This is a genomic window from Streptomyces atroolivaceus (assembly GCF_000717025.1).
Taxonomy (GTDB): domain Bacteria; phylum Actinomycetota; class Actinomycetes; order Streptomycetales; family Streptomycetaceae; genus Streptomyces; species Streptomyces atroolivaceus.
This window is the reverse complement of the sequence record NZ_JNXG01000003.1, coordinates 502,824-526,865: the sequence shown is the minus strand read 5'-3', so window position 1 is coordinate 526,865 and position 24,042 is coordinate 502,824. Positions and strand designations below refer to the sequence as shown.

Genomic DNA, 24,042 nt, shown 5'->3' with positions numbered 1-24,042 from the left:
CATCAAGCGTAACCCGGTGCTCAGCCTTTCAGCGCCGCGCGCAGTCCCGGGTGCGACGCCCGGGCCCAGGCCTCGGGCAGTTCGCGTTCCCGTGCCGCCGCCGCGGCCTCCTCCCTGCCGTACAGCAGGCCCCAGGTGAAGGCGGACTCCCCCGCGCCGTGAGCCTGCACCGCCAGGGCGCGCAGGGCGTCCCGGGCCACGACACTGTCCTGGTGGTCGCCGAGGACGGACTGCACGGATTTCATCCGTTTGGCGAACTTCCTGGCCGGCTTCCCCAGCGCCGGCTTGGCGGCCTCCGCGGCGTAGCGGACGCGTTTGGCGGCCTTGCGCGCCTCGTGCATGGCCACGTCGCGCTCCTCGCCCTGCGCCAGCTCCAGAGCGTGCCCGATACGTGTGGCGAGACGCTCGTAGTCCTGGAGCACGGCGCGGGGCAGGGCGTCCTGCGGTGCCCGCGCGGCCGCCGGGAGCAGGGGCGGATCGGCGAGGAGGGCGTCGAGGGCGTCCAGCAGGGCCAGGTAGCGCCCGGTGTCGAGCACCGAGGCGACGTGCTGCCGGGAGTCGGTGCGCCTGGCGACGGAGGTGAGCTGCAGCCGGGCGCTCACGGGGCCCAGGAGCAGGGGTGCGGGCAGCCCGTCGACGTGCGAGCGGAGCCGTGCGTCGAGGACTTCCTGGTCGCGGTCGATCCCGAGCTCCGCGGCGAGCCACTTCAGCTCGTCGCGGAGCGGGTCGGTCACGGTCCGGTCGAGTACCTTCCGGTACGTCCTGAACGCACTGCGCAGCCGGCGTGTGGCGACCCGCATGCGGTGCACGCTGTCGGGCAGGTCGCGGCGTACGGCGGGGTCGAGCTCGACGAGGGCTTCGACCTGCCGGCGTACGTAGGCGAGCACGTGGTCGCCCGCGGTGCGCGGGGAGGGCTCCTTCTTCTTCGTCCGCCGCTTCCCCGGCGCGGTCTCGGCCAGGGCCCTGGACAGCTTGGACGGCGCGGCCGAGGGCCGGACACCGGCCTTGCGCAGCCGCCGCTCGACGGCGTCGAGGACGGCGGGGTCGGCGTCGTCGGCCAGCTCGACCTCCATCTCGGTCCACGCCGAGGTGGTGCCGTGTCCCTCTGCCGTGAGTCGTTCAGCCAGGACCTCGTCGATGCTCACCTCGGCGAGCAGGGCGCCCTTCTCGTCGAGGAGGTGGTGGACGTCCCGCGCGGAGAGGATCCGCACGACGGGGGCCACGGGTGTGCTCCGCACGCGGGAGCGGAGCAGCTCGCCGAGGGCGGGCGGCAGGGCGTCGGTCAGCGGGGCCTGGATCTCGTCACGGACGTCCGCGGAGACGGGGAGCTTGAGGTGCCACCCCTCGTCGTCCCCGCCCGTTCTGCGGCGCAGGGTGAGGGAGTCCGCGGCCAGCCGGAAGTCCTCGGTGTCGTAGTAGACGGCGTCGAGTTCCCTGAGGCCGCGGTGGACGACCGCCGAGACCCCGGCCGCACGGGTCAGGTCGGGCAGCCGGGTCTCGGGAGTCGCTTCGTACTTTCGCTCGACCTCACGCTTGGAGTCCGCCATATGACGAATCTATCCGCGATCGCCGGGGGTATGCAGGGCGGAGCGAAGTGCTCAGGCGGACATCGGCCGTTGCACCTTGATCGACTGGAGCAGTCCGACGGCCACCCAGACGGCGAACATCGACGACCCTCCGTAGGACACGAAGGGCAGGGGCAGTCCGGCCACCGGCATGATCCCGAGGGTCATGCCGATGTTCTCGAAGGACTGGAAGGCGAACCACGCGATGATGCCGGCCGCCACGACCGTCCCGTACAGCTCGGTCGTCCCGCGGGCGATCCGGCAGGCACGCCAGAGGACCACGCCGAGCAGGACGATGATCAGTCCGGCTCCGAGGAAGCCGAGCTCCTCGCCCGCGACGGTGAAGACGAAGTCGGTCTGCTGTTCGGGGACGAACTGGCCCGTCGTCTGGGAGCCGTTGAAGAGCCCCGTGCCCGTGAGCCCGCCGGAGCCGATGGCGATGCGGGCCTGGTTGGTGTTGTAGCCGACGCCCGCCGGGTCGAGCGCAGGGTTGGCGAAGGCGGCGAAGCGGGCGATCTGGTAGTCGTCGAGCAGACCGAGCTGCCAGACCGCCAGCGCACCGGTGGTGCCCGCGCCGATGAGCCCGAGGACCCAGCGGTTGGACGCGCCGGAGGCGAGGAGTACGCCGAGCACGATGACGACCATGACCATGACGGACCCGAGGTCGGGCATCATCATGACGACGGCCATGGGGATCACCGCGAGTCCCAGCGCCTTGGCGACGGTGCGGTGGTCGGGGTGGGGCTGGTCGCCCGCGTCGACGCGGGCGGCGAGCAGCATCGCCATCACGAGGATGATGGTGATCTTGGTGAACTCGGAGGGCTGGATCGAGAAGCCGGCCGGGAGCTTGATCCACGCGTGGGCGCCGTTGATCGTGGTGCCGAGCGGGGTGAGGACGGCCATGACCAGCAGCACCGAGATGCCGTAGAGGATCGGGACGGCTCCGCGCAGGGTGCGGTGGCCGAGCCAGATCGTGCCGATCATCAGGGCCAGGCCGATGCCGGTGTTCATGGCGTGCCGGAAGAGGAAGAAGTACGGGTCGCCCTGGGTGAGGTGGTCGCGGTTGCGGGTCGCGGACCAGACGAGCAGTGAGCCGAGGAAGGAGAGCGCGAGGGCTGATCCGAGCAGCGGCCAGTCCAGCCGCCGGGCGACGGAGTCGCGGGCGGTCAGCTTGGCCCAGGGGCCCTCCTCGGGGCCGTACCGGGATACGGAGAATCCACCTGCCATCAGGGCCGCCTCCCCGTCGTCGCCGGTGATCCGGTGAGCCCCGGCTGGCCCGGGGGTTGCGGCACCACGTACTCGGGATCGGCCTTCTGGCCTTCGGGCTGCTTCGGCCGGGGGTCGTACGGCTTGACCTTCGGGGCATGGATCGAGCCGTCGGGCTGGATCGTCGGCAGCGCCTTCTGGGGCTTGGGCAGCAGGGCCTTCTTCACGTCCTGGTTCCCCTCGGCGTCGAGCCCGTAGATCGCGTCGTAGATCTTGCGGACGGCGGGCCCGGAGGCACCGGACCCGGTGCCGCCCTGGGAGATCGTCATGACGATCGTGTAGTCGTCGGTGTAGGTCGCGAACCACGAGGTGGTCTGCTTGCCGTAGACCTGCGCCGTACCGGTCTTGGCGCGCATGGGGATCTTGTCCTGCGGCCAGCCCCCGAACCGCCAGGCGGCGGTGCCGCCGGGCTCGACCACCGAGCGCAGCCCTTTGTCGAGGTCCTTGACGGTCTTGGCGCTGACCGGCAGCTTTCCGGCCGCCTTGGGCGCGATCTCCTGGACGGTCTTGCCGTCGGGGCTGATCACGGCCTTGCCGACGGTGGGCTCGTAGAGGGTGCCGCCGTTGCTGATCGCGGCGTAGGCGGTGGCCATCTGGATGGGGGTGACGAGGACGTCACCCTGGCCGATGGCGTAGTTGATGCTGTCGTAGGCCTTCAGCTGGTTGCCTTCGAGGCAGCTCTCGTACGCGATCTGCTGCACGTAGGTGCCGCCCTTCTTGCCCTCCTTGCACCAGGCGTCCTTGTTCGCCTTCCAGAAGTCCTGCTTCCACTGCCGGTCGGGGATGCGGCCCTTGACCTCGTTCGGCAGGTCGATGCCGGTCTCTGCGCCGAGCCCGAAGTCACGGGCGGTCCGGTAGAACCAGTCCTTCGCGCCCTTCTTCGGCTTTATGCCGCCGTCACGCGCCCACTCCTCGTGGCCGAGGCGGTAGAAGACGGTGTTGCAGGAGTACTTGAGCGCGTCGCCGAGGGTGATGGGGCCGTGCCCCTGGGACTCGAAGTTGGCGAAGGTCTGGCTGCCGAGGCTGTAGGAGCTGCTGCAGTTGTAGCGGTCGTCGAAGTCGTGTCCGGCCCGCACGGCGGCGCTCGCCGAGACCACCTTGAAGATGGAGCCGGCGGGCGCCTGGCCCTGGATGCCCCGGTTGAGCAGGGGGTAGTTGGACTTCTTGCTGGTGAGCTTGGCGTACTGCTTGCCGGAGATGCCGCCGACCCAGTCGTTGGGGTCGTAGTCGGGCTGGGAGGCCATCGAGACGACGCGGCCGGTCTTCGACTCCATCACGACGACGGCGCCGGAGTCGGCCTCGTACTTACGGCCGGTGATCTTGTCGGTCTCCTTGCGGACGGTCTTCATCGCCTGGGCGAGTTCGTACTCGGCCACCGCCTGGACACGGGCGTCGAGGCTGGTGACGAGGTTGGAACCGGGCACCGCCGGGTCGTTCTCCGCCTCGCCCATGACACGGCCGAGGTTGTCGACCTCGTAGCGGGTGACGCCCGCCTTGCCGCGCAGCTCCTTGTCGTACGTGCGCTCGAGGCCCGAGCGTCCGACCTGGTCGGAGCGCAGGTACGGCGACGGGCCGTCCACCGCCTTCTGGATCTCGTCGTCGGTGACGGGCGAGAGGTAGCCGAGGACCTGGGCGGTCCTCGCCTTGCCGGGTGCGGCGTAGCGGCGTACGGCGGTGGGTTCGGCGGTGATGCCGGGGAAGTCCTCGGCGCGCTCACGGATCGTGAGGGCCTGCTGGGTGGTGGCCTCGTCGGTGACCGGGATCGGCTGGTAGGGCGAGCCGTTCCAGCAGGGCTGGGGGGTCTTGGCGTCGCAGAGGCGGACCTTGTCCCGGACGTCCTGCGCCTTCATGTCCAGGACGTCGGCGAGCCGGGTGAGGACACCGACGCCGTCGTCCTTCATCTTCAGCAGCTCGGTGCGGCTGGCGGAGACGACGAGCCGGGTCTCGTTGTCGGCGAGCGGTACGCCCCGGGCGTCGAGGATCGAGCCGCGCACGGCGGGCTGGACGACCTGCTGCACCCCGTTGCCCGCCGCTTCGGCGGTGTACTCGTCGCCGTTGCGGATCTGGAGGTACCAGAGCCGGCCGCCGAGCGTCAGGAGCAGGGAGAAGACGAGCACCTGGATGACGACGAGGCGGATCTGGACCCGCGGGGTCCGGCCCGTCTCCGGAATGTTGCTCACAGGGTGCCCCCGGTGGTGGTGGGTCGGCCAGGGGTACGGGGGCGGCCGCCCCCGGTGCTCGTCCGGTGCCGGTGGCGGCTCACAGTCGCTTGACCCCCTTGATCCTTCCGGCGCGCGCGGCGCGGCTGCGGGCCGCCCTCAGCCGCATCCCACCCCGCTGGTCGCCGATCCGCAGTCCGGTGCCCGAGGCCATCCAGCCCGCGGCCACGTCACCGCCGGAGTTGTCGGCGACCGGGTCGCTCTCGGTGCGTCTGGCGAGCGCCATGATCAGCGGCACGGTGAACGGCGCGAGGAGGAGGTCGTAGACGACGGCGGTGAACAGCAGGCTGCCCAGGCCCACATGACGGGCGGCCGTGTCGCCGACGAGTGCGCCGACGCCCGCGTACAGCAGGGTCGATCCGATCGCCGCGGCGAAGACGAAGGCCATCGGGGTGAACGCCGACTTGAGCTGGCCCTTCTCGGGGCGGGCCATACCCGCGAGGTAGCCGATGACGCAGAGCACCAGGGCATAGCGCCCGGCCGCGTGGTCGGCGGGCGGCGCCAGGTCGGCGAGGAGGCCCGCGCCGAAGCCGATGAGGGCGCCGCTGACGGGCCCGTACACGAAGGCGAGGCCGAGTACGACGAGCAGCAGCAGATCGGGCGTGGCGCCCGGCAGCTGGAGCCGGGCGAGTACGGAGACCTGGACGACGAGGGCGACCACGACCAGGGCGACGGAGAGCAGAGTCCTGTTGATGCGCATGGGGATCAGCCCTGTTCCTGCTCGTTCGCCGTGTCACCGGCGGCCGGGTCGGCGTTGCCGGTGGCGTCCGTGGAGGCGCCCGGGGAAGCGGATGCGCCGGGCTTCTCGTTGATGTTCCCGACGACCTTGCCGCTGCCGTCGACGAGGTCGCCGTTCGGCTGGACGGTGACGGTGACGGTCGGGGTCGGCTTGGGCTTCCCCGGCTTCTTGGGCTGCGCCGGCAGGACCAGGTCGCGGGGGTTCTCCCGGGGCGCCTGTACGACGATGCCCACGATGTCGAGCTTGGTGAAGCCGGCGAACGCACGGACGTACACGGTCCGGGTCAGGTCACCGCCCGACGGGTCGACGCGGACCACCTCGCCGACCGGCACACCGGGGACGAACGGCTTGTCCTTGCTGGAGCCGAAGGTGACCAGCCGGTCGCCCTTCTTCACGTCCGCCTTGCCGTTGAGGAACTGGACCGAGAGCGGCCGGGACCCCTGTCCGGTGGCGAAGCCGAGCTCGTCGGTCTTCTCGAGCCGGGTACCCACGGTGAAGTCGGGGTCGTTGGCCAGCAGGACGGTCGCGGTGTCCGGGCCGACGGTGGTGACCCGCCCGACGAGCCCGTCGCCGTTCAGCACGGTCATGTCGCGCAGGAGGCCGTCCTTCGCCCCGGCGTCGATGGTGATCGTCCAGGAGAAGCCCTGGGCCGCTCCTATGGCGATGACCTGGGCGGCCTTGATGCCGTACTGGCCGGCCCCTGCGCTCTTCAGCATGCTGTCGAGCTGCCGGACCTTGCTGGTGTTGCGGTCGTCGCTGCCGAGCTTCGTCTTCAGCGCGGCGTTCTCGTGCTCCAGGGCCGCGATCCGGTCGTGCCGGTCACCGGAGTCCCGTACGGCGCCGATGGCGTTGCCCACCGGGTCCACCGCAGCCGCGACGCCGTTCTCGACCGGTCCGAAGACCGTGGCTGCGGCCTGCCGGGCCCCGTCCACCGGTGACTCCTCGCCACCGCGGATGTCCACCGTGATCAGGGCGAATGCGATGGCGATCAGCAGCACCAGGAGCAGCCGGCTCTCTCGTGTGTCCCTCACGTGCGGCGGCCGTGCCTTCCTCGTCGGAATGTTCGTGCCTGTATACCGGCGTTCCGCCGCACGGACGACAGTGCCCGTACGGCGGAACCTCGTGTTCTACCGTCGGGGCTGGGCGTCCAGCACCTGCTGGAGCGCCTCGAACTCCTCGACGCACTTGCCCGATCCGAGCGCCACCGAGTCCAGCGGGTCCTCGGCGATGTGGATCGGCATGCCCGTCTCGTGGCGGAGCCGCTCGTCGAGCCCGCGCAGGAGCGCGCCGCCGCCGGTGAGGACGATGCCGCGGTCCATGATGTCGCCCGAGAGCTCCGGCGGGCACTTGTCGAGCGTCGTCTTCACGGCGTCGACGATCGCGTTGACCGGTTCCTCGATGGCCTTGCGGACCTCGGTCGCGGAGATGACGACGGTCTTGGGCAGGCCCGAGACCAGGTCGCGTCCGCGGATCTCGGTGTGCTCGTCCTTCTCCATCTCGAACGCCGAACCGATCGTGATCTTGATCTGTTCGGCGGTGCGCTCACCGAGGAGGAGGGAGTACTCCTTCTTGACGTGCTGGATGATCGCGTTGTCCAGTTCGTCGCCGGCGACCCGGATCGACTGGGCAGTGACGATTCCGCCGAGCGAGATCACGGCGACCTCGGTGGTGCCGCCGCCGATGTCCACGACCATGTTGCCGGTGGCCTCGTGGACCGGCAGGCCGGAGCCGATGGCGGCGGCCATGGGCTCCTCGATGATGTGCACCTGGCGCGCGCCCGCCTGCGTCGACGCCTCGATGACGGCGCGTCGCTCGACCCCTGTGATGCCGGAGGGCACACAGACGACGACCCGCGGGCGGGCCAGGTAGCGGCGCTTGTGGATCTTGAGGATGAAGTAGCGGAGCATCCGCTCCGTGATCTCGAAGTCGGCGATGACGCCGTCCTTCAGGGGCCGCACGGCAACGATGTTGCCCGGTGTGCGGCCGATCATCTTCTTCGCCTCGGCGCCGACCGCCAGGATTCCGCCGGTGTTGGTGTTGATGGCCACGACGGACGGCTCGTTCAGGACGATGCCGCGCCCCCTGACGTACACCAGCGTGTTGGCAGTCCCGAGGTCGATAGCCATGTCACGGCCGATGAACGACATTGAGTTCCCCTTGTTCCCCATGAGGATGCGTCGGGCCTTCCCAGGAAGCGAAAAATGGCTTGTTCTAGGTAGGCGAGGGTGGCGCTGCGGGCCTGGAAGCTTCCATCGTAGTGCCGTATGCGCGGACACAGCGCGAGGGTCCTTCGCCATGGCGAGTGGAACGGCTGCCCGCTCCACCCATGGTGACGTTACGTCGGGGGGATGCGTTCCCGCGATACGTGACCCTATGCCGAAGGGCGACCGAATTACTTCGGTCGCCCCAGGTCATGAGCGCTGATTGGCGGAGCCGAAGTCAGGAAAGTCCGGGAAAGAAAAGCTTGAGTTCTCGCTCTGCGGACTCCTCGGAGTCCGAGGCGTGGATGAGGTTCTCCCGGGTGACCGTGCCGAAGTCACCACGGATCGAGCCGGGCGCGGCGGCGATCGGGTCGGTGGGGCCGGCCAGGGCGCGGACGCCTTCGATGACCCGCTCACCTTCGGCCACCAGGGCGACGACGGGGCCGGAAGCCATGAACTCGACGAGCGGCTCGTAGAACGGGCGGCCCTTGTGCTCGCCGTAGTGCTGCTCCAGGGTCTCCTGGTCGAGCGTGCGCAGCTCCAGCGCGGTGATCGTCCAGCCGGCCTTGCGTTCGATGCGGCCGACGATCTCGCCGATCAGCCCACGCCGTACGGCGTCGGGCTTGAGAAGGACGAGGGTGCGCTGAGTCATGTACGGCTCCTTGCAGACTTCCGGTGCGGGTGAGGGCGAGATTACAGGGGTACGCGACCGGCCTTACGCCCGGGCTTACGCTGCGTCATCCTTGGGCCGGGGCCTGCGGGCTCTCCTGCGCCCCGGCCTGGGCCGCCCACCGCGCCTTGGCCTCGTCGATCCTGCGGCCGTAGTGCACCGAGGCCCACCACAGGGCACCGAAGATCACGCCGAGGATGAACATCATCGGGACGAAGAAGCCGCTCAGCACGAGCAGGACCTGGAGCGCCCAGCCGAGCTGAATACCACCCGGCCGGGTGATCACACCGCAGAGCAGGACGGACAGCAGCATGCCGATGCCGCAGACCGTCCACACCGTGGTCATGGAGAGGTCGTCGGACTTCATCGCCACGAGTCCGGCGAAGCCGATGACGAAGAACTCACCGATCAGCGTCGATGCGCAGAGCACACGCACAGGTCAGCGCCTTCCCAGGAGGAGTCGGGCCTCGCCGACCGTGATCACGGATCCGGTCACCAGGACCCCGGCGCCCGCGTATTCGGCCTCTTCCTCGGCGAGGGTGATCGCCGCCTCCAGCGCGTCGTCCAGACGCGGCTCGACCTGGACGCGTTCGTGGCCGAACACCTCGACGGCGACCGCCGCCAGGGCGTCCGCGTCCATGGCGCGCGGGCTGGAGTTCTGGGTGACGACCACCTCGGCGAAGATCGGCTCGAAGGCTTCGAGGAGCCCCCGGACGTCCTTGCCGTCACTCGCACCGACGACCCCGATCAGCCGGGAGAAGCTGAACGCCTCCGAGATCCCCTCGGCGGCGGCGAGGCCGCCGGCCGGGTTGTGCGCCGCGTCGAGCACGACGGTCGGGCTGGACCGCACGACCTCCAGGCGACCCGGCGAGAGCACCGAGAGGAAGGCCTTGCGGACCACTTCGGCGTCGAGGCTGCGTGCCTGCTCCGCGCCGATGCCGAAGAACGCCTCGACGGCGGCGAGCGCCACCGCGGCGTTGTGCGCCTGGTGCGCCCCGTAGAGCGGCAGGAAGATGTTGTCGTACTCGCCGCCCAGGCCCCGCAGGGTGAGCAGCTGGCCGCCGACCGCGATCTCGCGGGAGACGACGCCGAACTCCATGCCCTCGCGGGCGACGGTGGCGTCCACCTCGACGGCCTTCTTCAGCATGACCTGCGCGGCGTCGACCGGCTGCTGAGCCAGGATCACCGTCGCGTCCTGCTTGACGATGCCGGCCTTCTCACCGGCGATCTCCGCCGCGGTGGAACCGAGGCGGTCCGTGTGGTCCAGCGAGATGGGGGTGACGACGGCGACCGAGGCGTCGATGACGTTCGTCGCGTCCCAGGTGCCTCCCATGCCGACCTCGACGACCGCGACGTCGACCGGCGCGTCGGCGAAGGCCGCGTACGCCATGCCCGTCAGCACCTCGAAGAACGAGAGCCGGTAGGGCTGCTGCGCGTCGACCATCTCGACGTACGGCTTGATGTCGTTGTACGTCTCGATGAAGCGCTCGGGATCGATCGGATCGCCGTCGAGGCTGATCCGCTCGGTGATCGACTGGACGTGCGGGGAGGTGTACCGGCCGGTGCGGAGCTCGAAGGCGCCCAGCAGGGCCTCGATCATGCGGGCCGTGCTGGTCTTGCCGTTCGTACCCGTGATGTGGATCGAGGGGTAGGCGCGCTGGGGCTCGCCCAGCACGTCCATCAGGGCAGCGATGCGGTCCACCGAGGGCTCGAGCTTGGTCTCGCCCCATCGGCCGGCGAGCTCCTGTTCCACCTCGCGCAGCGCCCGGTCGGTCTCGGGATCGGCGGGGCGGTCGGGGACCGCCTGTCCCTGGGGCGGGCCCGACTGGGCGCGCAGCGTCCGGCTCCCGGCCTCGATCACCGCCAGGTCGGGGTCGCGCTGGGTCTCTTCGTCGACGATCTCCGCGAAGGTGTCGTCGGGATCTGACGCGTCGTGCCGGTCTGAAGGGCGGGGCTCACTCACAGGGCCAGTCTACGGATGGCCACGGACATCGCACGCAGCGCCCGCTGCCGCGCTCCCCGCGGGTACGGCGAAGCCCCCGCGCACCCGGTCGGTCGGGGGCGCGGGGGCTCCGTACTCAGGTCATCAGCCCTTCGGGAGATTCGCCAGCTGGGCCGCGATCCGCTCGATGTCGGCCTCCGCCTTGGCGAGCCGGCCACGGATCTTGTCGACCACGTTGTCCGGGGCCTTGGCGAGGAACGCCTCGTTGCCGAGCTTGCCGGTGGCCTGCGCCTTCTCCTTCTCGGCGGCGCCCAGGTCCTTCGTGAGGCGCTTGCGCTCGGCCTCGACATCGATCGTGCCGGACAGGTCGAGCGCGACCGTGGCCCCGGCGACCGGCAGCGTGGCCGTGGCGTGGAAGCCGTCGCCGGCGGGCTGCAGGCGCAGCAACTGGCGGATGGCCGCCTCGTGCGGGGCGAGCACCGTGCCGGTGACCGTCAGCTCGGCCGGGACCTTCTGGCCGGGCTGCAGGCCCTGGTCGGAGCGGAAGCGGCGGACCTCGGTGACGACCTGCTGGACGAGCTCGATCTCCTTCTCGGCAGCCTCGTCACGGAAGCCGCTGTCCTTGGGCCAGTCGGCGATGACGACGGACTCCTGACCGGTGAGCGTGGTCCAGAGCGACTCGGTCACGAACGGGACGATCGGGTGGAGCAGCCGCAGCGTGACGTCCAGGACCTCACCGAGGACCCGGGCGGACACCCTCGCCTGCTCGCCGCCCGCGAAGAACGTGGTCTTCGACAGTTCGACGTACCAGTCGAAGACCTCGTCCCACGCGAAGTGGTAGAGGGCGTCGCTGAGCTTGGCGAACTGGAAGTCCTCGTAGAACGCGTCGACGTCGGCGACCGTCTTGTTCAGCCGGGACAGGATCCAGCGGTCGGTGGCCGAGAGCTGCTCGACGGGCGGGAGTTCGCCCTCCACCGTCGCGCCGTTCATCATCGCGAAGCGGGTCGCGTTCCAGATCTTGTTGGCGAAGTTGCGGGAGGCCTGGACCCAGTCCTCGCCGATCGGGACGTCGGTACCCGGGTTGGCGCCCCTGGCGAGGGTGAAGCGGACGGCGTCGGAGCCGTACGTGTCCATCCAGTCCAGCGGGTCGACGACGTTGCCGAAGGACTTCGACATCTTCTTGCCGCGCTCGTCACGGACCAGGCCGGTGAGAGCGATGGTCTTGAACGGGGCCTCGCCGTCCATGACGTACAGGCCGAACATCATCATCCGGGCGACCCAGAAGAAGATGATGTCGTGGCCGGTGACGAGGACGTCGGTCGGATAGAACTTCTTGAGGTCCGGCGTCTCCTCCGGCCACCCGAGCGTGGAGAACGGCCACAGTCCGGACGAGAACCACGTGTCCAGGACGTCGGAGTCCTGCGTCCAGCCCTCACCGGTGGGCGGCTGCTCGTCGGGACCGACGCAGACGACCTCACCGTCGGGGCCGTACCAGACGGGGATGCGGTGGCCCCACCAGAGCTGGCGCGAGATGCACCAGTCGCGGAGGTTGTCGACCCAGTCGAAGTACCGCTGCTCCATCTCCTTGGGGTGGATCGCGACCCGGCCGTCACGGACCGCGTCACCGGCCGCCTTGGCGAGGGTCTCGACCTTGACCCACCACTGGAGGGAGAGCCGGGGCTCGACCGTCGTGCGGCAGCGGGAGCAGTGGCCGACGGAGTGGACGTACGGACGCTTCTCCGCGACGATCCGGCCCTGCTCCCGCAGCGCGCCGACGATGGTCGAACGGGCCTCGAAGCGGTCCAGGCCCTCGAACGGGCCGGCGACGGTGATGACTCCCCGCTCGTCCATGACGGTCATCGACTCCAGGCCGTGACGCTGGCCGATCGCGAAGTCGTTCGGGTCGTGGGCCGGGGTCACCTTGACCGCGCCGGTGCCGAACTCCGGGTCGACGTGGTGGTCGGCGACGACGGGGATCGTACGGTCGGTGAGGGGCAGCTTGATCCGCTTGCCGATGAGGTGCGTGTACCGCGCGTCGTCCGGGTGGACGGCGACCGCGGTGTCACCGAGCATCGTCTCGGCGCGGGTGGTGGCGACGACCAGTGTCTCGTCGCCCTCGCCGTACCGGATGGAGACGAGCTCGCCGTCGTCGTCCTGGTAGTCGACCTCGATGTCGGAGATCGCGGTGAGACAGCGGGGGCACCAGTTGATGATGCGCTCGGCGCGGTAGATCAGCCCGTCGTCGTACAGCCGCTTGAAGATCGTCTGGACGGCCGCGGACAGCCCCTCGTCCATGGTGAAGCGCTCACGGGACCAGTCGACGCCGTCGCCGAGACGGCGCATCTGGCCGAGGATCTTGCCGCCGTACTCTTCCTTCCACTGCCAGACGCGCTCGACGAACTCCTCGCGTCCAAGGTCGTGACGGGACTTGCCCTCCTCGCCGAGCTGCTGCTCGACCTTGTTCTGGGTGGCGATCCCGGCGTGGTCCATGCCGGGCAGCCACAGCGCCTCGTGACCCTGCATCCGCTTGCGGCGCGTGAGGGCGTCCATGAGCGTGTGCTGGAAGGCGTGGCCCAGGTGGAGGGATCCGGTGACGTTGGGCGGCGGGATGACGATCGTGTACGGAGGCTTCTCGCTCTCCGGGTCGGCCGTGAAGTAACCGCGCTCCACCCAGCGCTCGTACAGCTTCCCCTCTACCTCGGCCGGCGCGTACTGGGTCGGCAGTTCGGGGGTGCTGGCTGGCTGCTGCGCTGCGTTCTCGGTCACGGCACACAGTTTAGGGGCGTCACAGTCGTGCACTGAAACCGGTTTGTTGAGTAACGGTGTACGACCGGATGCACTGAGAGGGCGCGGCTTCCGTCAGGATGTTCGGAACGCATAAGCATTCTGGAGGGGACAGCGCATGAGCCACAACCAGCCGGGTCCGTACGGCGGGCAGCCGCCGCAGGGCCAGCCCGGACCGTACGGCCAGCAGCCGGGGCCGTACGGGCAGCAGCCGGGCCCCTACGGTGGCCCTCCGCCGCAGGGACCGCCGCAGGGCCAGCCCGGCTACGGCTACCCGCAGCAGGCCCCTCAGGGCGTCCCGCCGCAGCAGCAGCCCCCGCAGGGTTACGGCTACCCGCAGGGCCAGCAGCCGGGGCCGTACGGCCAGCAGCCGCCCACGCCGCCGTACGGCGGCCAGCAGGCGTACCCCGGCATGCCGCCGCAGGGCGCGCCGAAGAAGAAGACCGGGCTGATCGTCGGCGCGGCCGTGGTCGCCCTGGCGGTCGTCGCGGGAGGGGTCTGGTTCCTGACCTCGGGCGGCGGCAGCAGCGACGTGGCCGATTCGACCAAGGGCTACAAGCTGACCCCGGCCGCGTCGGTGGACGACTACAAGAAGGGTGAGAAGACCTCCTCCTCGGACACGATGACGAGCAAGGAGAAGTCGGAGGCCGAGGCACTGGGCATCAAGGACGCCCACAAGGCCGAGGCCCAGTACCAGAGCGGCGACCTGGAGAAGAACCCCCTCACGGCCAAGATGCTGATGATGTACGGCAACTGGGGCGAGGTCAGCGACCCCGCCAAGGCCCTCGACGGTATGTTCGCGCAGGCCAAGCTGGGAATGGCCAAGAGTGACGAAGACGCCAAGACCTCATTGGTCGGCAGCCCCAAGAGCGTCACGCCCGCGGGCTTCGAGGGTGCGCTCATGAAGTGCCAGGACATCAAGACGGTGAACGACAAGGCCGACGGCACTCCGGCCGGCGGCCCCAAGGAAATGATCATGCCCGTCTGCATCTGGGCCGACCACAGCACTGTCGCTGCGGTCATCGGCGTCGACATCGGCGCGGCCATGACCAACAAGTCGATGTCGCAGGACGAGGTGGCGGCCCTCACGGCCAAGCTCTACAACACCTCGCGCACCAAGGTCTGATCCTCGACGCCGAAGGGGCGCCCGGCCGGTGGCCGGGCGCCCCTTCATGTGTGCCGCTTGCCGCTAGGCGGACTTCTCGTGGCGGCCGCCGTCGTTCTTGCCGATCGTGCGCGGCTCGCGCGGGACCAGCGTCGGGTTGACGTTGTTGCGGACGACGTCCGGGGTGATGACGACGCGGGCCACGTCCTTGCGGGACGGCACCTCGTACATCACGGACTGGAGGACCTCCTCCATGATGGCGCGCAGACCGCGCGCGCCCGTCTGACGGAGGATCGCCTGGTCGGCGATGGCCTCGAGCGCCTCACGCTCGAAGTCCAGCTCCACGCCGTCGAGTTCGAACAGGCGCTGGTACTGCTTGACCAGCGCGTTGCGCGGCTCGATCAGGATCTGGAGCAGTGCCTCGCGGTCCAGGTTGTGGACCGAGGTCAGCACGGGCAGACGGCCGATGAACTCGGGGATCATCCCGAACTTCACCAGGTCCTCCGGCATGACCTCCTGGAACTGGTCGCTCGCCTGGATCTCCAGCTTGGAGCGGATCGTCGCGCCGAAGCCGATGCCCTTGGCGCCGGCCCGCGACTCGATGATCTTCTCCAGGCCCGAGAAGGCGCCGCCCACGATGAACAGCACGTTCGTCGTGTCGATCTGGATGAACTCCTGGTGCGGGTGCTTCCGTCCGCCCTGCGGCGGTACGGAGGCGGTGGTGCCCTCCAGGATCTTCAGCAGGGCCTGCTGGACGCCCTCACCGGAGACATCGCGGGTGATCGACGGGTTCTCGCTCTTGCGGGCGACCTTGTCGATCTCGTCGATGTAGATGATCCCGGTCTCGGCCTTCTTGACGTCGTAGTCCGCGGCCTGGATCAGCTTCAGCAGGATGTTCTCGACGTCCTCGCCGACGTAGCCGGCCTCCGTCAGCGCCGTCGCGTCCGCGATGGCGAACGGGACGTTGAGCATGCGGGCCAGCGTCTGCGCGAGAAGCGTCTTGCCGGAGCCCGTGGGGCCCAGCAGCAGGATGTTGGACTTGGCCAGCTCGATCGCGTCGTCGCGATTCGCGCCGCCGCCGTTCTCCCCGGCCTGGACCCGCTTGTAGTGGTTGTACACAGCGACCGAGAGGGCCTTCTTCGCGGGCTCCTGCCCGACGACGTACCCCTCGAGGAACTCGTAGATCTCGCGCGGCTTGGGGAGCTCCTCCCACCGCACCTCGGAGGTCTCGGCGAGCTCCTCCTCGATGATCTCGTTGCAGAGATCGATGCACTCGTCGCAGATGTACACACCGGGTCCCGCGATGAGCTTCTTCACCTGCTTCTGGCTCTTTCCGCAGAACGAGCACTTGAGCAGGTCGCCGCCATCACCGATGCGTGCCACGAGGTGCTTCCCCTTCGCCTGGGAGCAGCCTGGTTCAGCGGCTCCTGGTGCCTCTCTCCGACGGTACCTTGCCTGGCCCCCCGTTCGGGCCCCCCTTGGCACGGTTCACACGGCCGGGGCCGTGCGGGTGGAACGTGCCAAGGGGAAAATACCGACGTCAGACGGACGCGCCGGCTGTGGTCTTACGGGTGGAGACAATCTGGTCCACCAGACCGTACGCGAGTGCGTCGTCGGCGGTAAGGATCTTGTCGCGCTCGATGTCCTCGCTGATCTTCTCCAGCGGGGTGGTCGAGTGCTTGGCCAGCATCTCCTCGAGCTGGGTGCGCATCCGCAGGATCTCGTTGGCCGCGATCTCCAGGTCGGAGAGCTGCTCACGGCCGGTCTGCGAGGACGGCTGGTGGATCAGCACACGGGCGTGCGGGAGCGCCATGCGCTTGCCCGGGGTGCCCGCGGCCAGCAGGACGGCGGCGGCGGAGGCCGCCTGGCCCATGCAGACCGTCTGGATGTCCGGCTTCACGAACTGCATGGTGTCGTAGATCGCGGTGAGCGCGGTGAACGAGCCGCCGGGGCTGTTGATGTAGATCGAGATGTCACGGTCCGGGTCCATCGACTCCAGGCACAGCAGCTGCGCCATGACGTCGTTGGCCGAGGCGTCGTCGATCTGGACGCCGAGGAAGATCACGCGCTCCTCGAAGAGCTTCGCGTACGGGTCGTACTCACGCACACCCTGCGAGGTGCGCTCCACGAAGCGCGGGACGACGTAGCGGTTGTCCACCTGCGGGCCGGTGTAGAGGCCGCTCGCAGAGGCGCCGGAGAAGTTGTTCATGTGGGTGTTCACCATCCTGGTGGCGTATCTGTGGGCTGGAGGTCTCGGCGTACGAGAGGGTGCGGGGTCGTGCACGCCCGGATCAGGCGCCGGTGCCGCCGCCGCCCGGGATGCCCGACGCGACCGAGATGATCTCGTCGATGAGGCCGTAGTCCTTGGCCTCCTCCGCCGTGTACCAGCGGTCGCGGTCGCCGTCGCGGATGATCGTCTCCACGGTCTGGCCGGAGTGGCGGGCCGTGATCTCGGCCATCCGCGTCTTCGTGCGGAGCAGGTACTGCGCCTGGATCTTGATGTCTGAGGCGGTGCCGCCGATGCCGGCCGAACCCTGGTGCATGAGGATGTCGGTGTTCGGGAGCGCGAAGCGCTTGCCCGCCGTACCACCGGTGAGCAGGAACTGGCCCATCGAGGCCGCCATGCCCATACCGATGGTGACCACGTCGTTCGGGATGTACTGCATGGTGTCGTAGACCGCCATGCCGGCCGTCACCGAGCCGCCGGGGCTGTTGATGTAGAGGTAGATGTCCTTGTCGGGTTCTGCGGCAAGGAGCAGCAGCTGTGCGGTGATCTTGTTGGCGATGTCATCGTCGACCTGCTGACCGAGGAAGATGATGCGCTCGCCGAGCAGTCGGCTGTAGACCTGGTCACCGAGGCCTCCACCGAGGGACGGCTCTCCGGCGGCGTAGGGCATCAGATTCGTCACGTATCCACCTGCTCGTCTCTGACGGCTCCGGCCGTCTCAGCGTCTTCGTACCGGGTGGGCCGGGACTACCCGACCCTTCCTCTTCATGGACCCTAACGCGCAGGTGGGACAACGCCATCCCGCTTCCCCAACTGTTCGCTGGGAGCGCAAGGTAAGCAGTCCGCACAAGGGTTCCACGGGTGCGCCACCGGGGCGCGGGCACCGATACGACGGCGGGCCCCGGACGCGCTACGTCCGGGGCCCGCCGTGCGGATCAGATCAACGATCGGAGCGGGGCTCAGGCCTCGTTCTTCTCGTCCTTCTTCTCGTCGGCGGCCTCGGTGGTGTCCTCGGCTGCCTCGACCGTCCCGGTGGTCTCGTCCGTGGTGTCCTCGGTGTCCTCGGTGTCCTCATCGTCTTCGAGATCGACGATCTCACCGTTGGTGTCGGTGACCTTGGCGGCCTCGACGACGACGGCGAGCGCCTTGCCGCGGGCGACCTCGCCGACGAGCATCGGCACCTGGCCGCCTTCGACGACGGCCTGGGCGAACTGGTCGGGGCTCATGCCGGAGGACTGCGCGCGCCGCATGAGGTGCTCGGTGAGCTCCTCCTGGTTGACGTTCAGCTTCTCCTTGTTGACGAGCTCGTCCAGGATGAACTGGGTCTTGATGCCCTTGACGGCCTGCTCGGAGGTCTCGTTCTCGAACTCCTCCAGGGTCTTGCCCTGGATCTCGAGGTACTTCTCGAGGTCGAGACCCATCTGGCCGAGCTGGTGGTGCTCCAGGTTGTGCTTGCGGGTCTGGACCTCGTCCGCGAGAAGCTTCTCGGGGATCGGGACCTCGGCCAGCTTCAGCAGCTCCTCGAGGACGCGCTCCTGGGCCTGGGTGGCCTGGTCGTACTGCTTGGTGTTCTCGAGACGCTTGCGGCTGTCCTCGCGGAGCTCGGCGAGCGTGTCGAACTCGCTCGCCATCTGCGCGAAGTCGTCGTCCAGCTCGGGCAGTTCGCGGGAGGCGACGGCGGTGACCTTGACGGTGACCTCCGCCTCCTTGCCCTCGGCGGAGCCGCCCTTCAGCTCGGAGGTGAAGGTGGCCTCGCCACCGGCCTCCAGGCCGGTCACGGCCTCGTCGATGCCTTCGAGGAGCTCGCCGGAACCGATGGTGTACGAGACACCCGCGGCCACGCCGTCCTCGAGGACCTCTCCGTCGACCTTGGCCTCCAGGTCGATCGTCACGACGTCGCCCTCGGCGGCGGCGCGCTCGACCGGGTTGGTCGAGGCGAAGCGCTCGCGGAGCTGCTCCACGGCCTTCTCGACCTCTTCGTCGGTGACTTCGAGTGCGTCCACGGTGACCTCGATGCCGGAGTAGTCCGGAATCTCGATCTCGGGACGGACATCCACCTCGGCGGTGAAGGCCAGCAGTTCGCCGTCCTTGAGCTCGGTGATGTCAACCTCGGGCTGGCCCAGAACGTTGAGCTCACCCTCGTTGACAGCCTCGGTGTAGAACTTCGGAAGGGCGTCGTTGACGGCCTCCTCCAGCACAGCACCACGGCCGAACCGCTGGTCGATGACGCGGTTGGGGATCTTGCCCTTACGGAAGCCCTTCACCGTGACCTGCTGGTTGATCTTCTTGTACGCCGCGTCGAGGCTGTCCTTGAGCTCCTCGAAGGGCACCTCGATGCTGAGCCGAACCCGAGTCGGGTTCAGGGTCTCCACGGCGCTCTTCACGGTTCGGTCTCCTTGGTGGCTGACTTCTTGGGGTTCTGCTGGGCCGCCGAGAGGCGGCTTCGCGGATCGAGCCCGGTACATCAGACACACGGGCACGCAATTTGCATAGTAACGGCAAGGTGGAGGACTCCCACAATGCGATCTTGCTGGTGGTCGGGGTGGCCGGATTCGAACCGACGACCTTCCGCTCCCAAAGCGGACGCGCTACCAAGCTGCGCCACACCCCGTCGGTGCGACACGAAGGGTACATGCAGACGCGGGCCGCGTCGGCCGCTTTGCTCCGGTCGTCGCCCGGGCCGTCACGGGGCACACCGATACGGGTGTGCGCGCACCGCCCCCGACCCGCTACGATGCTTCCCGTACCGCGGTCCACCGGACCAGCGACGCGGTGCTTGCGGGCGTAGCTCAATGGTAGAGCCCTAGTCTTCCAAACTAGCTACGCGGGTTCGATTCCCGTCGCCCGCTCCAACGGCTCAGGGCCAGGCAGGGGATTTCTTCCCCTGCCTGGCCCTGAGTGTTTCCCGGGGCCGTTCCCTGCGCCGCGCGCCGGCGGGAGGGGTGGCGGACGCCTCATGACCGCGGTGCCGCGCCCCCCGCCGGTCACCCGGGAGGCAGGGCGTCCCGGAACGCCTTGACGGTGGCGGCGGGATCGTAGCCCTCGGGGACACCGTCGACCAGGATGATGTCGCCCTCTATGTGCCGCGAGCGCAGCGGTGCGATCTCCCGGTACGCGGGCGAGTCCCACCAGGCACGGGCCTCGGCGATCCCGGGGAAGCCGATCACCACGACGTGACCGGGCCAGCTGCCCTCCTTCACCTCGTGCGGCGTGGCGTGCACGAGGAAACGCCCTCCGTGCTCCTCGAAGGTCGCGGGGAGCCGTTCGATGTACTCGGCGATCTCCGGGTGCGGTGCGGCCTCTTGCAGGTGAGCTATGGCATAGGCGGGCATGACGTCCTTCCGGTGGGCCGGTCTCCTGGGTCGGGAGCATGGCAGCCCGCGCACCGGGGGTCGATGACCTTTCAGGTAATCGGCAGTCCGGTCCGGGAGCGGCCGTCCGGAACGCCCACGCGGCGTCGTTCCCCCTCGCCCGCGCATGACTGCGGCCCGGCCGGCGGTCTGCTGCCGGGCCGGGCTCCGCCGCGTCGTCTCAGAAACTGATCTGATTGATCGTGTCGGCTATCGAGTTCATGAATCTGTTGATCGAGGGCGCCATGCCCGTCGAAGCGAGGAAGAAGCCGAACAGCACGGCGACGATCGCCGGCCCGCCCTTGATGGATCCGCCGCGGATGAACACCACCAGGACGATCCCCAGCAGAAGCACCACAGACAGTGAAATGGCCACGACTGATCACACCCTTGGTCGGTCCGCCTTGCCGGCCCGGTGGTGTGCGGCCCAGCACGCCACCGTCGCGACCATCGTGCCACCAACTCCCCGGTGTCTGCTGCCGGGTGATGGAGAGGGATGGCCGGATCGCGTCATCTTCATGCCCGCCCGCGCCCTGGTGCAACCCGCCGCGCGCCGCACCCGGCGGGGGCAGCACAGGCCCCGGGGAAAACTGTGCGCCCGCTGTGCGCAGGACGGTTCGAATATCGGCCGATGTGATCGTTTCCATATCCCCACACTTCATTCACAGCGCTTTGCCGGCAGTTCGTGCGACGAAATTCACTCTCACCAACCACTCGCCGATATGCACCATTTAAGCCGGATGAATCACCACGTAACGGTCGGTTGCCGGTGGTTTCGCTTTCGAATGACAGGGAACGCGCGATATTCCCTGAGGGTTTTACGCATACCGATCGACGGGTCTAAGGTGCATGAGATGTCCCAAGCTCCGAGCGAAATTCAGCGGGCCCCGATCACCCCGGAGAGCCGGGAGTCGGAGCCGAGACACCAGCAGACCCTGACGGCCTCCAGGGCGCCCTCCCCCGCATCGGAGACGGCTCCGGCCCGCACCGCCCCGCCCGCACCGGCCAAGCGCCGTGACGCGTACTTCGACAATGTGAAGTACCTCGCGATCGTGCTCGTCGCCGTGGCTCACGCGTGGGAGCCGGTGATGGACGGGAGCCGCACGACGCGAGCGCTGTACATGGTCGTGTACACGTTCCACATGCCGGCGTTCATCCTCGTCTCCGGCTACTTCTCACGGTCGTTCGACATGAGCTCGGCCAAGGTGAAGCGACTCGTCACCGGGGTCGTGGTGCCCTACGTGCTCTTCGAGACCGCGTACTCGCTCTTCAAGCGGTACGCCGGCGGCGTGCACGACACGTCCATCACCCTGCTCGACCCGCTGTTCCTCACCTGGTTCCTGATCGCCCTGTTCATCTGGCGGGTCACCACGCCGCTGTGGCAGTCACTGCGCCACCCGCTGCCGGTCGCTCTCGCCATCGCCGCGCTCGCCTCGGTGACTCCGGGCATCACCGACGACCTCGACCTCCAACGCGTCTGCCAGCTCCTGCCGTTCTTCGTGCTCGGTCTGCTGATGAAGCCCGAGCACTTCCAGCTGATTCGGCGGCGCGAGGTGCGGATGCTCGCCCTGCCTCTGGCCGCCGGGGCCCTGGCCTTCGCCTACTGGGCGGCGCCGCGCATGCAGCTCGGCTGGTTCTACCGCAGCAACAGCGCCCAGGAGATGGACTTCCAGTGGTGGACGGGGCCCGTGATGACCCTGGCGATGTTCGGCTGCGCGCTGCTCCTCACGATCGCCTTCCTCGCCTGGGTGCCGCGCCGCCACATGTGGTTCACCGCGCTGGGCGCCGGGACGATCTGCGGGTACCTGCTGCACGGTTTCCTGGTGAAGGGGGCGGGATACTACGGCCTGTTCGACCGCTACGAGTGGCTCACCGGGCCCGTGGGACTCGTCGTCGTCTCCCTCGTCGCGGCCGTTGCCGTGACCCTGCTCTGCACCCCACCGGTCCGGCGTGTGCTGCGCTTCGCGACCGAACCGGACATGAACTGGGCCTTCCGCCGGAGCCCGGTCAAGCGCTGAGCCTGTCCGGATCGGCCCCCTTCGGCCGGGGGCAGGTCCCGGCAGCGCGTCAGCCCGTGGCAGGGTTGGCTTGATCCCGCCGCTCAAGGGGCCTGACGCCACTGTCCAGCCCCAACAGGCCCCGCACCTGCGCATACTTGTCGGTCAGCCGGGTACGGGTCGCCGGCTCCAGCATCGCGAGCCGGTCCGGGTCCGCGTTGTGCGCCAGGTCCGCCTCCTTGATCAGCAGCGCGCCGGGCGTGGCGAGAATCCGCCCGGTGTACGTGGAGAGGTCCTCGCCGTCCCGCTTGGTGACGGCGAGGACCATGTGCTTCACCCGCCCGGGCAGTGACGCCTCGTCCAGCCACTGCCGGGACAGGACGCCGTCCTCGACCGCGTCGTGCAGCCAGGCGGCGGCCATCTGCTCCTCGCTGCCGCCCCGGACACGTACGCCCTCGGCCACCGCGGCCAGGTGCTCCGCATACGGACGCCCCGCCTTGTCGGTCTGTGCGCGATGGGCCTCGCGGGCGATCGCCTCCACCTGGGACAGGGTCAGATACGGGGTCGGCATGGACCGACTGTACGCCGGGCGGTGCGGCGCTCCGACGTCTCCACGGGGGCACCCCGAATCGTTCGGTAAACTAATTACTGACGATTTCTTGACGCGCCCTTGACCGATTGAAGGAGACAGGCTCATCGGACACGCAGACACGCTCATCGCCATGGGGGGCGCCTTCCTCGCCGCCGCCGTCCTCGCCCGCGTCGGCGGCCGCATCGGGCTGCCGACCATCCCCCTGTTCATCCTCGCCGGGATCCTGCTCGGCCCGTACACCCCCGGGGTCGTCCTCCTCGACGATCCGCATGACCTGGAGATGCTCTCCGCGCTCGGTCTGGTGCTGCTGCTCTTCTACCTCGGCCTCGAGTTCCACCTGGACGACCTGAAGACGGGCGGGCGCAAGATGGCGCTCGCCGGCGGCACCTATCTCGCCCTGAACGTCGGCGCGGGTCTCGGCTTCGGCTTCGCGCTGGGCTGGGGCACCTCGGAAGCCCTGGTGCTCGCGGGTGTGCTCGGCATCTCGTCGTCGGCCATCGTCACGAAGGTCCTGGTGGACCTCAACCGGATCGGCAATCCGGAGACGCGTCCGATCCTCGGCATCATCGTCGTCGAGGACGTCTTCCTCGCCCTCTACCTGGCCGCGCTGCAGCCGATCCTCTCCGGTGCGGACAGCCTCGGGGCGGCGGTGCTCGACGGAGGCAAGGCCTTCGGCTTCCTGCTGCTGCTCGCCCTCGCTGCCCGGTTCGGTACGAAGCTCATCGGCAAGCTGATGAACACCAGGGACGACGAGCTCCTCGTCATCTCCTTCCTCGGCGTCGCCGTCTTCGTGGCCGGGGTCTCGGAGTGGTTCGGGGTCGCCGACGCGATCGGCGCGTTCATGGTCGGTCTGATGCTGGGCAGCACCACCTCGGGCCCGCGCATCATGAAGCTGGTGCATCCCCTGCGGGACGCGTTCGGCGCGATCTTCTTCTTCGCCTTCGGGCTGTCCATCAACCCCGGCGACCTGCCGAGCGTGGTGTGGCCCGTGCTGGCGGCCGTCGCCGTGACCGTGGCGATGAACGTCTTCGCCGGGATGGCCACGGCCAGGATCTACGCCTTCGGCCCGAAGGCCACGGCGAACGTCTCCACCACCCTGCTGGCCCGCGGTGAGTTCGCCCTGATCCTCGCCACGATGGCGGCGGGCGCGGGCCTGGACGAACGGCTCTCCCCGTTCATCGCCGGCTACGTGCTCGTGCTCGCGGTCCTGTCACCTCTGGCGGCCGGCCGCTCGCACTGGCTCGCCCGGATCCTGCCCGGTGGGCGCACCCGCGACCAGGAGGCCGACAAAGAGGCGGTACCGGTCTGAGGTGCGGACGACCCGGGTGCGGGGACTCCGTCCGCGCACCCGGGATGACGCATCAGGGAGACGTGCCAGGGATGAC

The 24,042-nt window shown here is 69.0% G+C and carries 20 protein-coding genes and 2 tRNA genes; 4 read left to right on the top strand and 18 right to left on the bottom strand.

Annotation, left to right across the window (positions count from 1 at the left end):
* Window positions 1-20: 20 nt before the first annotated feature.
* The 10 genes from OO67_RS11425 to OO67_RS11380 form a co-directional block, all read right to left on the bottom strand.
* Complete coding sequence (locus OO67_RS11425; RefSeq protein ID WP_033299413.1) at window positions 21-1,547, bottom strand: CYTH and CHAD domain-containing protein; 1,527 nt, start codon at window positions 1,545-1,547, stop codon at window positions 21-23.
* 51 nt (window positions 1,548-1,598) lie between these two features.
* Window positions 1,599-2,792 carry a rod shape-determining protein RodA gene (gene rodA / locus OO67_RS11420; RefSeq protein ID WP_033299411.1) on the bottom strand — a complete coding sequence of 398 codons (1,194 nt, stop codon included), beginning with the start codon at window positions 2,790-2,792 and terminating at the stop codon, window positions 1,599-1,601.
* Window positions 2,792-5,011, bottom strand: a complete 2,220-nt coding sequence (mrdA, locus tag OO67_RS11415) for a penicillin-binding protein 2 (RefSeq protein WP_033299410.1) — start codon at window positions 5,009-5,011, stop codon at window positions 2,792-2,794. The genes rodA and mrdA overlap by 1 nt, the downstream gene beginning before the upstream one ends.
* 79 nt (window positions 5,012-5,090) lie before the next feature.
* On the bottom strand, window positions 5,091-5,750 hold the full coding sequence (gene mreD, locus OO67_RS11410; RefSeq protein ID WP_033299408.1) for a rod shape-determining protein MreD: 660 nt from the start codon (window positions 5,748-5,750) through the stop codon (window positions 5,091-5,093).
* A gap of 5 nt (window positions 5,751-5,755) precedes the next feature.
* Complete coding sequence (gene mreC / locus OO67_RS11405; RefSeq protein WP_033299406.1) at window positions 5,756-6,820, bottom strand: rod shape-determining protein MreC; 1,065 nt, start codon at window positions 6,818-6,820, stop codon at window positions 5,756-5,758.
* Between the two features lie 96 nt (window positions 6,821-6,916).
* Entirely contained in the window at window positions 6,917-7,936 is a 1,020-nt protein-coding gene (locus OO67_RS11400; RefSeq protein ID WP_033299404.1) for a rod shape-determining protein, read from the bottom strand.
* A 292-nt stretch (window positions 7,937-8,228) separates the two neighbouring features.
* Window positions 8,229-8,642 (bottom strand): nucleoside-diphosphate kinase, encoded by a 414-nt coding sequence (ndk, locus tag OO67_RS11395; protein WP_033299402.1) that lies wholly within the window; start codon window positions 8,640-8,642, stop codon window positions 8,229-8,231.
* Between the two features lie 85 nt (window positions 8,643-8,727).
* On the bottom strand, window positions 8,728-9,096 hold the full coding sequence (locus tag OO67_RS11390) for a DUF4233 domain-containing protein (RefSeq protein WP_033299400.1): 369 nt from the start codon (window positions 9,094-9,096) through the stop codon (window positions 8,728-8,730).
* Between the two features lie 3 nt (window positions 9,097-9,099).
* On the bottom strand, window positions 9,100-10,623 hold the full coding sequence (folC, locus tag OO67_RS11385; RefSeq protein ID WP_033299398.1) for a bifunctional tetrahydrofolate synthase/dihydrofolate synthase: 1,524 nt from the start codon (window positions 10,621-10,623) through the stop codon (window positions 9,100-9,102).
* Between the two features lie 123 nt (window positions 10,624-10,746).
* Entirely contained in the window at window positions 10,747-13,368 is a 2,622-nt protein-coding gene (locus OO67_RS11380) for a valine--tRNA ligase (RefSeq protein WP_033299396.1), read from the bottom strand.
* Window positions 13,369-13,504: 136 nt separating this feature from the next.
* Here OO67_RS11380 and OO67_RS11375 point away from each other — a divergent pair, with 136 nt between their 5' ends.
* On the top strand, window positions 13,505-14,512 hold the full coding sequence (locus OO67_RS11375; RefSeq protein WP_033299394.1) for a hypothetical protein: 1,008 nt from the start codon (window positions 13,505-13,507) through the stop codon (window positions 14,510-14,512).
* A gap of 63 nt (window positions 14,513-14,575) precedes the next feature.
* Here OO67_RS11375 and clpX read toward each other — a convergent pair whose 3' ends face one another.
* The 5 genes from clpX to OO67_RS11350 form a co-directional block, all read right to left on the bottom strand.
* Window positions 14,576-15,874, bottom strand: coding sequence for an ATP-dependent Clp protease ATP-binding subunit ClpX (gene clpX, locus OO67_RS11370; protein ID WP_033299392.1), 1,299 nt, complete (start codon window positions 15,872-15,874; stop codon window positions 14,576-14,578).
* 157 nt (window positions 15,875-16,031) lie between these two features.
* Entirely contained in the window at window positions 16,032-16,715 is a 684-nt protein-coding gene (locus tag OO67_RS11365) for an ATP-dependent Clp protease proteolytic subunit (RefSeq protein ID WP_031091966.1), read from the bottom strand.
* A 67-nt stretch (window positions 16,716-16,782) separates the two neighbouring features.
* Window positions 16,783-17,388, bottom strand: coding sequence for an ATP-dependent Clp protease proteolytic subunit (locus OO67_RS11360; protein WP_167748643.1), 606 nt, complete (start codon window positions 17,386-17,388; stop codon window positions 16,783-16,785).
* Window positions 17,389-17,677: 289 nt separating this feature from the next.
* A complete protein-coding gene (gene tig / locus OO67_RS11355; RefSeq protein ID WP_033299390.1) occupies window positions 17,678-19,102 on the bottom strand; it encodes a trigger factor in 1,425 nt (474 codons plus the stop codon).
* Between the two features lie 150 nt (window positions 19,103-19,252).
* Window positions 19,253-19,329: transfer RNA gene (locus OO67_RS11350), tRNA-Pro, on the bottom strand.
* Window positions 19,330-19,496: 167 nt separating this feature from the next.
* Between OO67_RS11350 and OO67_RS11345 the strand changes: the two genes are divergently transcribed.
* Window positions 19,497-19,570 (top strand) — tRNA-Gly (locus tag OO67_RS11345).
* Between the two features lie 132 nt (window positions 19,571-19,702).
* On the opposite strand, the gene OO67_RS11340 is transcribed toward OO67_RS11345, so the two are convergent.
* On the bottom strand, window positions 19,703-20,050 hold the full coding sequence (locus OO67_RS11340; protein ID WP_033299387.1) for a DUF1330 domain-containing protein: 348 nt from the start codon (window positions 20,048-20,050) through the stop codon (window positions 19,703-19,705).
* A 199-nt stretch (window positions 20,051-20,249) separates the two neighbouring features.
* Entirely contained in the window at window positions 20,250-20,444 is a 195-nt protein-coding gene (locus tag OO67_RS11335) for a hypothetical protein (protein WP_033299386.1), read from the bottom strand.
* Window positions 20,445-20,922: 478 nt separating this feature from the next.
* Here OO67_RS11335 and OO67_RS11330 point away from each other — a divergent pair, with 478 nt between their 5' ends.
* Window positions 20,923-22,086: an acyltransferase family protein gene (locus OO67_RS11330; RefSeq protein WP_033299384.1), complete on the top strand. Its 1,164-nt coding sequence runs from the start codon at window positions 20,923-20,925 to the stop codon at window positions 22,084-22,086.
* Between the two features lie 49 nt (window positions 22,087-22,135).
* On the opposite strand, the gene OO67_RS11325 is transcribed toward OO67_RS11330, so the two are convergent.
* Entirely contained in the window at window positions 22,136-22,636 is a 501-nt protein-coding gene (locus OO67_RS11325; protein WP_033299382.1) for an HD domain-containing protein, read from the bottom strand.
* Window positions 22,637-22,787: 151 nt separating this feature from the next.
* On the opposite strand from OO67_RS11325, the gene OO67_RS11320 reads away from it, so the two are divergent.
* Entirely contained in the window at window positions 22,788-23,966 is a 1,179-nt protein-coding gene (locus tag OO67_RS11320; RefSeq protein ID WP_033299380.1) for a cation:proton antiporter, read from the top strand.
* The last annotated feature ends 76 nt before the right edge of the window (window positions 23,967-24,042 follow it).